The sequence below is a fragment of the Pandoraea sp. B-6 genome, from assembly GCF_000282835.1.
GTDB lineage: Bacteria > Pseudomonadota > Gammaproteobacteria > Burkholderiales > Burkholderiaceae > Pandoraea > Pandoraea cepalis.
Genome location: NZ_AKXS01000285.1, coordinates 1 through 11,692, shown reverse-complemented (window position 1 = coordinate 11,692; position 11,692 = coordinate 1). Strand labels below are relative to the sequence as shown.

The window sequence follows — 11,692 nt, the reverse complement described above, 5'->3', positions numbered from 1 at the left end:
AGCCGCGAGGGCGCACACGACAGCCACTCTGCGCACAGCGCGCGCGAGGCGGGCCGGCAGCGGCCACGACAACGACCCCGGGGACAGCGCGATGGCACGGGGCCGACGCCGAGCGGTGGCCGACGTCGTTGGACAATACGCGGGCCGCAGGGCGTCGTCGCGCATCTCAGGACTCGCGATGCAGACGGTATTCGGCGCTGCGCGCGTGCGCCTGCAGGCCTTCGCCGTAAGCCAATTCCGCGGCGATCTCGCCAAGCATGCGGGCACCACCCTCGCTCACTTCGATCAGGCTCGAACGCTTGATGAAGTCGTACACGCCCAGCGGCGACGAGAACCGCGCCGTGCGCGACGTCGGCAGCACATGGTTGGGACCGGCGCAGTAATCGCCCAGGCTCTCGCTCGTGAACTTGCCGAGGAAGATCGCGCCGGCGTGGCGAATCTTGTCGCCCCACTGCTGCGGGGTTTCGGTGGAGATTTCGAGGTGCTCCGGCGCGATCACGTTGACGATCTCGCACGCTTCGGCCATGTCGCGCACCTTGATCAGCGCGCCGCGGCCTCGCAACGAGGCGGCAATCACTTCGCGGCGCGGCATCTCGTCGATCTGGCGCTCCAGCGAAGCGTGCACGCGCGCGAGATACGCGGCGTCCGGGCACAACAGGATCGACTGCGCGAGTTCGTCGTGTTCCGCCTGCGAGAACAAGTCCATCGCGACCCAGTCGGGATCGGTCGTGCCGTCGCAAATGACAAGAATCTCTGACGGCCCGGCAATCATGTCGATCCCGACCGTGCCGAACACGCGGCGCTTGGCGGCAGCCACGAACGCGTTGCCCGGCCCGACGATCTTGTCGACGGCCGGCACCGTTGCGGTGCCATAGGCCAGCGCGGCGACCGCCTGTGCGCCACCGATGGTGAACACGCGGTCCACCCCGGCGATTTGCGCGGCGGCGAGCACCAGTGGGTTCTGCACGCCATCCGGCGTGGGCACCACCATGACGATCTCTTTCCCCCCCGCCACACGCGCCGGAATGGCGTTCATCAGCACCGACGACGGATAAGCCGCCTTGCCGCCCGGCACATAGATACCCACCCGATCGAGCGGCGTGACCTTCTGGCCCAGCATCGTGCCGTCCGGCTCGGTGTATTGCCAGCTATGACTGCCGCACTCGATGCGCTGCTTCTCGTGATAGGCGCGCACGCGGGCCGCTGCGGCCTCGAGCGCCGCGCGACGCTTCGGCTCAAGGCTCTCGAGCGCAGCCGCCAGCGCTTCGGCGGGCAGCTCCAGCGCCGTCATGTCCGTCGCGCTCAAGCGGTCGAACTTGTTGGTGTATTCGATGACGGCCACATCGCCGCGCGCCTTCACGTCGGCGAGAATGTCGGCCGCCGCACGATCGATGGCGGCGTCTTCGCTCGCCTCGAACGCCAGGACATCGCGAAGCTGCGCCGCGAAGCCTTCGGCGGAGGAATCGAGTTTGCGAATATCGAGTTTCATGCTGTTTGCCGGGACGCCCGCTCGAAGGCATCCAGAATAGGCTGCAACGACTCGCGCTTCAACTTGAGTGCAGCCTGATTGATCACGAGGCGGGAGGAGATCTCCATGATCTCTTCCACTTCCACCAGATTGTTGGCCCGCAGCGTGCCGCCGGTGCTCACCAGATCGACAATCGCGTCGGCCAGACCCACGAGCGGGCCCAGCTCCATCGAGCCGTACAGCTTGATCAGGTCGACGTGCACGCCCTTGGCCGCGAAGTGCTCGCGCGCCGTTTGCACGTACTTGGTCGCCACGCGCAAACGTGCCCCTTGACGTACGGCATTCGCGTAATCGAAGCCCTTCGGTACAGCAACAGACATGCGGCAACGCGCAATGTTCAAATCGATTGGCTGATACAGACCGCCGCCGCCGTGTTCGATGAGCACGTCCTTGCCGGCCACGCCGAAGTCGGCGGCACCATATTGCACATAGGTCGGCACGTCGGTCGCGCGCACGATGATGACCTGCAGGTTCGGATCCGTCGTCGGCAGAATCAGCTTGCGGGAGGTCTCGGGGTCTTCCGTGACTTCGATACCGGCGGCCGCCAGCAACGGCAGCGTCTCCGTAAAGATACGCCCTTTCGAGAGCGCCAGCGTCAGCGGTTGAGCAAGCGGCTGGGCGGGCTTGGCGGAATTCATGCAATGTCTCCCTGGCGCGCTTCGACGCGCCGGATTTGCGCACCCACGGCGCACAACTTGGCCTCGATGCGATGATAGCCGCGATCGAGGTGGTGAATACGGTCGACGAGCGTGCGGCCCTCGGCCGTCAGACCCGCGACGATCAGGCTGGCGGAAGCGCGCAGGTCGGTCGCCATCACATGCGCACCCGACAGGCGATTCACGCCGGAAATCCGCGCCGTGTTGCCGTCGATGCCGATGTTCGCGCCCAGACGCGTCAACTCCTGCACGTGCATGAACCGGTTCTCGAAGATCGTTTCGACGACCTGCGATGCCCCTTCGGCAACGCAATTCAACGCCATGAACTGGGCCTGCATATCGGTCGGGAACGCCGGATATTCCGACGTTCGGAAACTGACCGCCCGCGCGCGCCGATCCATCGTCACGCGCAGCCAATCCGCGCCGGCCGTCACGTTCGCGCCGGTTTCGCGCAACTTCTCGATCACCGCGTCGAGGGTACCCGGCACAACGCGATGCAGCGTGATATCGCCACGCGTCGCCACCGCCGCGCACAGGAACGTGCCGGCTTCGATCCGATCGGGCACAACATCGTGTGTCGCGCCGGACAGGCGCGGCACGCCCGTCACGACCAGACGATCAGTGCCGATGCCGTCGATCTTCGCGCCCATTTTCACGAGCAGCTCGGCCAGGTCCGTCACTTCGGGTTCGCGGGCGGCGTTGGCCAGCACCGTAACGCCGTCGGCCAGCGTGGCCGCCATGAGCAGGTTTTCGGTGCCCGTGACGGTGATCATGTCGGTCACGAGCGTCTCACCACGCAGACGCGTTGCTTTGGCGACGATGTCGCCGTGCGTCAGCGTGATTTCGGCGCCCATCTTCTGCAGGCCCTTGATGTGCTGATCGACAGGTCGCGCTCCGATCGCACACCCGCCGGGCAGCGACACGCGCGCCTCGCCGCAACGCGCCAGCAGAGGGCCGAGCACGAGAATCGACGCGCGCATGGTCTTTACGAGCTCATAGGGGGCCGCCGGCTCGGTGATCTGCGACGCATCGAGCGTCACTGATTCGCCGTGACGCTCGACCTTCACGCCCATGCGTGCGAGCAGCGTCAGCATGGTGCGCACGTCGTGCAGATCGGGCACGTTGCCGAGCACCACCGGCTCGGCCGTCAGCAGGCACGCACACAGGATCGGCAGCGCCGCGTTCTTGGCGCCCGATACGGTAATCTCTCCCGCCAGCCGCTCGCCGCCCTCGATCACCAGGTGGTCCGCGGCCATGCGCTCGCCGGTGGCGGTCTCGCCGTTGCCGGCGACGCCGGCGCTTTCTTGCGTAATCCTCATTGCGCCCGATACTCCGCAGGCGTGAGGGTCTTCATGGACAACGCGTGAATTTCCGCCTTCATGCGATCGCCCAGCGCGGCGTACACGAGTTGATGGCGGGCGATGAGACGCTTGCCGTCGAACTGCTCGCTCACGATGGTCGCGTAGAAGTGCTGACCATCGCCTTCGACGGCCACGTGCTCGCAAGCCAGACCGGCTTCGATGTACTGTTTGATTTGTTCGGGGGTAGGCAGCATGGCCGATCCTAGAGAAGTTCAGTGACGCAATTTATAACCACGGCGCAGCAAAGTCAGCGCGACGGTTGCGAGTATCAGAAAAGTCGCACCCACAACGGCAAGGCTGGTCTGCGGGGCAACGTCGGACACACCGAAGAAGCCGTAACGGAACCCGTCGATCATGTAGAAGAACGGGTTGAAGTGCGAGACAGCCTGCCACAGCGGCGGCAGCGAGTGAATCGAGTAAAACACGCCCGCCAGGAACGTTGCCGGCATGATCAGGAAGTTCTGGAACGCCGCGAGCTGGTCGAACTTCTCCGCCCAAATGCCCGCGATCAGACCCAACGTGCCGAGAATCGCCGCCCCAAGGAACGCGAAGCCGATGATCCACAGCGGCGCGGCGAACGTTAGATGCGTGAACGTGACCGTCACCGCGAAGACGCCTGCGCCCACGCACAACCCACGCACGACCGCGGCGAGCACGTACGCGCCGTACATCTCCCAATGCGACAGCGGCGGCAACAGCACGAACACGAGGTTGCCCGTGATCTTGGACTGGATCAGCGACGACGAGCTGTTTGCGAACGCGTTCTGCAACACGCTCATCATCACCAGGCCCGGCACGAGGAAAGATGTGTACGTGATCTGGTCATAGACCTTCACGCGGTCTTCGAGCACGTGGCCGAAGATCATCAGGTACAGCAGCGCGGTGAGCACCGGCGCGGCCACGGTCTGGAAGCTGACCTTCCAGAAACGCAACACTTCCTTGTAGAACAGCGTGCGGAATCCGACCCATGCCCCGATCATGCTGCCACCTCCTGCGCGCGCGAACCGGACATGATCTGCACGAACACATCCTCGAGATCGGCCTTCTGGATGTCGATGTCCTCAACGATGCAGCCCGCCGCCCGGCAGGTGGCGAGAATCGATTCGACTTCGTCGCAGCCCGCCAGACGCAGCGCGAACTGAGGTCCACTCGTATTTTGCGGGTCGACCAGCAACGGACGTAGTGCGTCGGGCAGCGTGCCGTGCTTGAAGCGCAGCACGAGACGCGTGCCCGCGAAACGCTGCAGCAACGAGGCGGTGCGCTCGAGCGCCACGACTTCGCCGCGCTTGAGCATGGCAATGCGGTCGCACAGCGCTTCCGCTTCTTCGAGATAGTGCGTAGTCAGCACGATGGTGTGGCCTTCGCGGTTCAGGCGCGAGATGAATTTCCAGAGCGTCTGGCGCAGTTCGACGTCGACCCCGGCGGTCGGCTCGTCGAGCACGATCACCGGCGGGCGATGCACGAGCGCCTGCGCAACGAGCACGCGCCGCTTCATGCCGCCCGAGAGCTGGCGCATGTTCGCGTCGGCCTTGTCGGTCAGGTCGAGGTTCGCCATGACTTCGTCGATCCAGTCGTCGTTGCGCGTCAGACCGAAGTAGCCGGACTGGATACGCAGCGTTTCGCGAACGGAGAAGAACGGATCGAAGACGAGTTCCTGCGGCACCACGCCGAGCTTGCGGCGGGCATTGCGGTAGTCGCGCACCACGTCGTGGCCGAGCACACTGACGCTGCCCGCATCCGCGCGCGCGAGGCCGGCGAGAATACTGATCAGCGTGGTTTTGCCGGCACCGTTGGGACCGAGCAGACCGAAGAATTCCCCTTCTTCGATCGAAAAGCTGACGCCTTTGAGCGCCTGCAGTGCCTGATAGCGTTTCTTGACGTTACGGATTTCGATGGCGGCCATGGACTGCACGCACCCGCATTGGCGAGCGCGCCATATAGATTCTCCGGCCACGCCCGCGCGTGGGCGCAACCGCTGGGATCGCGGCAGCGGCCATATCGGCGGCGTGGGTGCCCGGATGAGGGTAACTGCCCAAAAGTCGGCAGAAAACCCCTGATTATAAAGGAAGCCGGTGGCGGCCGTGCTCACGCCCTGTCCAGTGCCCCCCAAGGGAAACGTCGATCACGGGCGCGACGCCCGCAAGGCCCTTCGGGCCGGGTATGCGTCGCGCTCGGCCGGCATCACCGCATTGCCCATAAAAAAAGCGCCGTTGCGAGACGGCGCTTTCCTGCGGGACGGCGATCCGGCCAGGCGAATCAGATCGAGAGCAACTGGTCGACGCCGTACACCAGCGCAAGGCTGGCCAGCCCCGCTGGCAGGTTAGTGAACGCCAACGTCGCACCACGCCGAACCGCGTGGCGGCGCAGGGCCAGCAACACGGCGAGCGCCGACGAATCGAACTGCTTCAGCCCGGCGCAATCGATCTGGGTCTCGCCCGCGTCGATGCGATCGATGGCCTGCGCGAGGACGTCGCCGGCGGTGTCGTGCGTGAGATCGGTCTGCAACGCGAGCATGCGCTTACTTGCCGCCGGCCAGTTGCTGGTTGCGCTGGGTCAGGAACTGAATCAGACCGTCGACGCCCGACTTGTTCACCTGCTCGGCAAACTGATTGCGGTACGTCTGGATGAGCCAGGCGCCCAGCACGTTCAGGTCATACAGTTTCCATTCGCCGCTGGCCGACTTGTACAGACGATAGTCGAGCTCGATCTGCTGACCGTTGTTGAGGACATCGGTATAGACCACGGCGTCGGTGTCGCCCGGCTGACCACGGAACGGCTTGTAGTTGACCTGCTGGTCGCGAATCTGCGCGATGGCGCCCGCGTACGTACGCAGCAGCAGCGTCTTGAACTGCTCGGTCAGCTGCTGCCGTTGCTGCGGCGTAGCGGTGCGCCATGCGGCGCCAGTCGCCAACTGCGTCGTCTTCGCGAAGTCGGCGTGCGGCAAGATCTTCTGCTCGACCAGCTTGGTGATGCTGTTCAGATCACCCTTCTGGATGTTCGGATCGGACTTGGCGGCGGCCATCACTTCGTTCACGGTCTGCTTGACCAGAACGTCAGGCGCTTGCGCCTGGGCCACGGCGGCGCCGGCGGCGGTGTACGTCATCAAAGCCATGACGGGAATGAGCCAAAACTTCTTCATTGTGGACTTCCTCTTTCGAGTGACAGGTGTTGCGGGATTGGATACCCGTGTTGTGTCTGGAGTTCGCGAAATACCGGCAGTGTCGTGTAACAAACTGTTGCCCGACAGGCCTGCCAACGGCGCCCCGTAAGGCGGGGCGCCCTGTCATCAGGAGGCATCGATGCCTGGCGGCAGGCGACTCGCGCCGATCACCGGCGGAACGGCAATCCGCCCGGCACGATCTTGCCCGGTACGGGCGAACCTTGCGGCGCGTCCGGTTCGGCTTTCACGCCCGAGGCAGGTTCGGCTTGAACGCCTGAGGCAGGCATCGGCTGCGCGTTCGTGCCGCCGGCGCCGTCTTCCTCTTCGTAATTCGGCAACGCCGCGTTGCCCGCGGCCCCGCCATTGATCAAATACTTGCGTCGTGCGAGATAAGCATCGCGCGTGAACGAGTATGGATCGAGGGCAGCGGCTTCGAGAAGGTTCGATGCGTCGAGCAGGTTCGCTCGCGTATTCACGATGCGAACGCCGAAGATCGAGTAGCTGACCCAAGTCGGATTGATATACGACGTCGGGTCGATGAACATGTTGCCAGCCATGCCGACGCTGTCGCGCACCGTGCTCGGGCCGAGCACCGGCAGCACGAGGTACGGGCCGTCGGGCAGGCCCCACTTGCCGAGCGTCACACCGAAGTCCTGGCTGTGCTTGGGCAAGCCGGCCGGCGTGGCGAAGTCGACCAGACCGCCCACACCGAGGAAGGTGTTGATCGTCAGGCGCATCAGATCCTGCACGGCAGCCGTGACTTCCAGTTGCAGCAGGTTGTTGGCGAAGTTGTACACATCGCCCACGTTCGAGAAGAAGTTCGTGACCATGTCGCGCGCCGGTTGCGGCACGGCGAAGCGGTAGCCCTTGGCCACGGGCGTCATGACCGTCTTGTCGAGCGTGTCATTGAACGTGTACATCGAACGGTTGAACCCTTCGATGGGGTCGGCGGGACTCGGATTCGTGACAGTCGCGCACCCTGCCAGCGCCATCGCGCCGGCGGCCAGCACTGCCGAAGTACGGAAGCGGGTCATCTTTTTTATTTTCCTTGGGTTGCCGTGGCCGCCCCTGACGCCGGCAAAGCAGCGGGTGCGGTCGATGCCGGTGCGGTCGATGCCCCGCCCGGTTGGGCGCCCCCGGCATCTGCCGCCTTGTTGTACAGGAACTGGCCGATCAGATTTTCCAGCACGATTGCGGATTGCGTGAGCGTGATCGTATCACCGGCCTTGAGCATTTGATCGTCGCCGCCCGCCTCGAGCCCGATGTATTGCTCGCCGAGCAGCCCCGACGTCAGGATCTTCGCCGACGAGTCCTTCGGGAAGTGATATTGCGAATCGATGTTGAGCGTCACGTCGGCCACGTACCGCTTGTCGTCGAAGTTGATCGACGCCACGCGTCCGACCACGACGCCCGCGCTCTTGACAGGCGCCCGCGGCTTGAGGCCGCCGATGTTGTCGAAGCGCACCGTCACCGGATACGAACTCGAGAACGACAGCGAACTCATGTTGCCCACCTTGAGCGCGAGGAACAGCAGCGCTGCGAAGCCGAGAACGACGAACAGGCCAACCCAGAAGTCGAGGGGGTGTTTTTTCATTGTGTCAGTGTGCGCAATCTATCTATGTCTTGGCGGGCACGCAGGCCCGTTAGCTGAACATCAGGGCCGTGAGCAGGAAGTCGAGACCGAGTACCGCGAGGGACGCCTGCACCACCGTACGGGTGGTCGCACGCGACACGCCCTCTGGCGTCGGCTGCGCCTCGAATCCCTGGTACAGGGCGATAAAGGTGACGGCAATCCCGAACACTACGCTTTTGATGACGCCGTTGGCGACGTCCGACCACACGTCTACGCCGCCTTGCATCTGCGACCAGAACGCGCCGGGGTCCACGCCGATCAACTTCACGCCGACCAGGTAACCGCCAAACACACCCACCGCCGAGAAGATGGCCGCGAGAATCGGCATGGCGATCACGCCTGCCCAGAAGCGGGGGGCCACCACGCGCGCGATCGGATCGATCGCCATCATCTCCATGGCGGTCAATTGCTCCCCTGCCTTCATCAAACCGATTTCGGCGGTGAGCGAGGTTCCAGCGCGTCCCGCGAACAGCAGTGCGGTGACCACCGGCCCCAACTCACGCACCAGTGACAGCGCCACAAGCAGACCCAGCGCCTGTTCCGAGCCGTACCGGTTAAGCGTGTAATAGCCTTGCAGGCCCAGCACGAAGCCGACGAACAGGCCCGAGACCGCAATAATGACGAACGAATAGTTGCCGACGAAATGAATCTGGTCGGTCACCAGACGCGGCCGGCGCAGCATCGCCCCGCTCGACGCGAGCACGCGCCAAAACATTCGCGCACCGTACCCCAGGCGCTCTACGTGACCGCGAACAAAACTACCGAGGGTCGTGATCATGCACGCGCTCCCATCCCAAAATCGTCCGCAAGCGACGGCGCGGGATACTGAAATTTTACGGGCCCGTCCGGTTGCGCATCGATGAACTGGCGCACCGTCGGGTCATTCGAGGCTCGCAGCGCCTCCGGCGTCCCCTCGGCACCGATGCGCCCTTCGCTAATGAAATAGATGTAGTCGGCGATGGCAAAGGTCTCCGTCACATCATGCGAAACAATAATGGACGTGGCGCCCAGCGCGTCGTTGAGCTTGCGGATCAGATTCGCGGTGATACCCAACGAGATCGGGTCGAGCCCAGTGAACGGCTCGTCGTACATGATGAGGTCCGGGTCCAGCGCCATCGTGCGTGCCAGTGCCACACGTCGCGCCATGCCGCCCGAAATCTCGGCCGGCTTCATGTCGCGTGCGCCGCGCAGGCCCACGGCGTTGAGCTTCATCAGCACGAGGTCGCGAATGAGCGCATCGTCGAGCCGGGTGTGTTCGCGCAGCGGAAACGCCACGTTGTCGAACACCGTCATGTCGGTAAAGAGCGCACCGAACTGGAACAACATGCCCATGCGACGCCGCAAGCGGTACCAGCCAGCGTGGTCGAGCGATGCGACATCGGTCCCGTCGAATTCGACGGTGCCGCGGCTGGCATGGACGAGCCCGCCGATCAGGCGCAGCACGGTCGTCTTGCCGCAGCCGGACCCCCCCATCACCCCAACGACTTTGCCGCGGGGGAACCGCATATTCAACCCGGAAAGCACCAATCGTTCGCCATAACCAAAGCTGACGTCGCGCAATTCGAGCAAATTTTCCGGATTCGGGATAGGCACGTTTCGGGTCTTATAGTGCGGCGCAAAACGCCAATTATAGGGGGGAATGCCGATTGATGCCGCCCAACGGCGATGGACGAAATCGAGGATTGGCGCTGCCCCGCGGCATTCTACAGGGCCGGCGTCCATTCGCCTTGTCGCGCGCCGACCGGCACAACGAACAAAAAACGTAACGCCAGCAAGGACTTATCGAGACCTCGGGGGTGTCGGGTGTTGCGCCGTTGCTACAATACGCCGTTTCACGCAATAAATCGTTGACCCCGATGCCCCGCGCCCCCCAAACGCCTTTCCATCCCCTTCTGCCGCAAGATACGGAGACGATCGAATTTCGGATTCGTCCGATGCAATCCTGCGATATTCCCCAAGTCCTGACGGTACAGGCAGCAGCGTATGTCGGTCCGATGCGTGAGTCGGAAGCGACATTGGCCTCACGTCATGCGCTGTCGCCGTCAACGTGTTGGGTTGCGGAGGGAACAGGCCCAACGGATACGTCCGTGGTCGGCTATCTACTGACACACCCGTGGCGCATGGCCGCCCCGCCGCCACTGGACACCATCCTCAAGGCCCTGCCTGACGCGGCCGACTGCTGGTACGTGCACGACATGGCGCTGCTCCCTCGCACGCGCGGCGCGGGCGTGGCTTGCCCACTCTACGCGGCGGCTCTGGCGGTGGCACGGTCGTCAGGATTGCGCGCGTCGGCCCTCGTGGCGGTGCAGCAATCGCAGGGGTTCTGGGCGCGCTTCGGTTATGCCGCAACGAGCGATGCCTCGCCGCAGATGGCCGCGAAGTTGGCCGGATACGGCGACGGCGCCATGTTCATGACGCGCACGCTATAACAGGCTGCGCGCGGCAAACATCACGCGCGTTGCGCGAACGCCTGCTGCATTCCCTTCACCGCCGCCGCCACATCGACGGCCTGCGTGACGGCTCGCACCACGGCCGCGCTGGTCACCCCGGTGTCGAGCACTTGCCCGAGATTGTCCGCATCGATGCCGCCAATGGCGACAAGCGGATAGTGCGGCGCGATGAGCTTCACGTACCGCGCCAACTTCGCGAGTCCCTGCGGGGCGGTCGCGATCACTTTGGTGGTTGTCGGAAACACGGCCCCCACGGCCAGATAGCTGGGCCGGAAGTGATGCGCCGCCAGCATCTCGTAATAGCCGTGCGTGCTGATGCCCAGGCGCATGCCGGTCGCAAACAGCGCCGCGACCTCGTCGGCGGAAAGCGCCGCCATATCTTCCTGTCCGAGGTGCACGCCATAGGCACCCGCTTGCGCGGCTTCGCGCCAATGGTCGTTGATGAACCAGGCACTGTCGTGCATCACGCGCCGCCCGGCCGCCACCGTCCGTTCGATCTCAGAGCGCAGCGTCGGATCCGCGGGATCCTTGATCCGCAACTGCACGGTGCCGACCTGAAGATCGGCCATGCGCTCGCAAGCACCGGCATCTGGCAGCACCGGATACAGACCGAGGCGTGACGGGCAGGCCGGGAACCGGCCGGGTGACGGCACTTGGCCGAGCACGACCGGGAAGGTTTCGAGCACCGTCGGCCATGCCCCGAGCGTGTCGGCATCGGCCGCGCGCGCGTGGCTGCCGTCGGTGCGCCATGCGCGCGCGAGCACGAGCGCGTCGTGTGGGGCGAATCCGCAGTCGAGGAACGCAGCGAACGCGGGGAAGAAGGCCGGATCGTCCGCGCCCGCAACGCGATAAACGGTGTCGTGCGTGTACAAGGTGTCTTCCACCTGTCCCGCCGCCAGCGCCC

14 protein-coding genes are annotated in these 11,692 nt (G+C 64.5%); 1 reads left to right on the top strand and 13 read right to left on the bottom strand.

Translation table 11 applies throughout. From position 1 onward, the window contains the following. Positions 1-166: 166 nt before the first annotated feature. The 12 genes from hisD to A985_RS0102120 form a co-directional block, all read right to left on the bottom strand. Positions 167-1,489 carry a histidinol dehydrogenase gene (gene hisD / locus A985_RS0102175; RefSeq protein WP_017231789.1) on the bottom strand — a complete coding sequence of 441 codons (1,323 nt, stop codon included), beginning with the start codon at positions 1,487-1,489 and terminating at the stop codon, positions 167-169. Beyond that, positions 1,486-2,166 carry an ATP phosphoribosyltransferase gene (hisG, locus tag A985_RS0102170; protein ID WP_017231788.1) on the bottom strand — a complete coding sequence of 227 codons (681 nt, stop codon included), beginning with the start codon at positions 2,164-2,166 and terminating at the stop codon, positions 1,486-1,488. Before hisG ends, hisD begins: the two co-directional genes overlap by 4 nt. After that, positions 2,163-3,440, bottom strand: coding sequence for a UDP-N-acetylglucosamine 1-carboxyvinyltransferase (gene murA, locus A985_RS0102165; protein ID WP_232424490.1), 1,278 nt, complete (start codon positions 3,438-3,440; stop codon positions 2,163-2,165). The genes hisG and murA overlap by 4 nt, the downstream gene beginning before the upstream one ends. A gap of 59 nt (positions 3,441-3,499) precedes the next feature. Then, complete coding sequence (locus tag A985_RS0102160) at positions 3,500-3,739, bottom strand: BolA family protein (protein WP_017231786.1); 240 nt, start codon at positions 3,737-3,739, stop codon at positions 3,500-3,502. A gap of 18 nt (positions 3,740-3,757) precedes the next feature. Then, entirely contained in the window at positions 3,758-4,525 is a 768-nt protein-coding gene (locus A985_RS0102155; RefSeq protein ID WP_017231785.1) for an ABC transporter permease, read from the bottom strand. Continuing rightward, complete coding sequence (locus tag A985_RS0102150; RefSeq protein ID WP_017231784.1) at positions 4,522-5,448, bottom strand: ABC transporter ATP-binding protein; 927 nt, start codon at positions 5,446-5,448, stop codon at positions 4,522-4,524. The genes A985_RS0102155 and A985_RS0102150 overlap by 4 nt, the downstream gene beginning before the upstream one ends. 353 nt (positions 5,449-5,801) lie before the next feature. Then, the gene (locus A985_RS0102145; protein WP_017231783.1) at positions 5,802-6,059 is read right to left on the bottom strand and encodes a lipid asymmetry maintenance protein MlaB; all 258 of its coding nucleotides are present in this window, start codon (positions 6,057-6,059) and stop codon (positions 5,802-5,804) included. Positions 6,060-6,063: 4 nt separating this feature from the next. After that, complete coding sequence (locus A985_RS0102140; RefSeq protein WP_017231782.1) at positions 6,064-6,684, bottom strand: phospholipid-binding protein MlaC; 621 nt, start codon at positions 6,682-6,684, stop codon at positions 6,064-6,066. A 188-nt stretch (positions 6,685-6,872) separates the two neighbouring features. Further along, complete coding sequence (locus A985_RS0102135; protein ID WP_017231781.1) at positions 6,873-7,739, bottom strand: VacJ family lipoprotein; 867 nt, start codon at positions 7,737-7,739, stop codon at positions 6,873-6,875. Between the two features lie 5 nt (positions 7,740-7,744). Further along, positions 7,745-8,299 carry an outer membrane lipid asymmetry maintenance protein MlaD gene (gene mlaD, locus A985_RS0102130; protein ID WP_017231780.1) on the bottom strand — a complete coding sequence of 185 codons (555 nt, stop codon included), beginning with the start codon at positions 8,297-8,299 and terminating at the stop codon, positions 7,745-7,747. Positions 8,300-8,348: 49 nt separating this feature from the next. Further along, entirely contained in the window at positions 8,349-9,116 is a 768-nt protein-coding gene (gene mlaE / locus A985_RS0102125) for a lipid asymmetry maintenance ABC transporter permease subunit MlaE (RefSeq protein ID WP_017231779.1), read from the bottom strand. Then, on the bottom strand, positions 9,113-9,925 hold the full coding sequence (locus tag A985_RS0102120; protein ID WP_026131562.1) for an ABC transporter ATP-binding protein: 813 nt from the start codon (positions 9,923-9,925) through the stop codon (positions 9,113-9,115). Before A985_RS0102120 ends, mlaE begins: the two co-directional genes overlap by 4 nt. A 269-nt stretch (positions 9,926-10,194) precedes the next feature. Here A985_RS0102120 and A985_RS0102115 point away from each other — a divergent pair, with 269 nt between their 5' ends. Further along, positions 10,195-10,767 (top strand): GNAT family N-acetyltransferase, encoded by a 573-nt coding sequence (locus A985_RS0102115; protein ID WP_051060050.1) that lies wholly within the window; start codon positions 10,195-10,197, stop codon positions 10,765-10,767. A 20-nt stretch (positions 10,768-10,787) separates the two neighbouring features. Here the strand turns inward: A985_RS0102115 and A985_RS23880 are convergent. After that, positions 10,788-11,692, bottom strand: a 905-nt coding sequence (locus A985_RS23880; RefSeq protein ID WP_017231776.1) for a thiamine phosphate synthase, incomplete at its 5' end; no start/stop codon positions are given.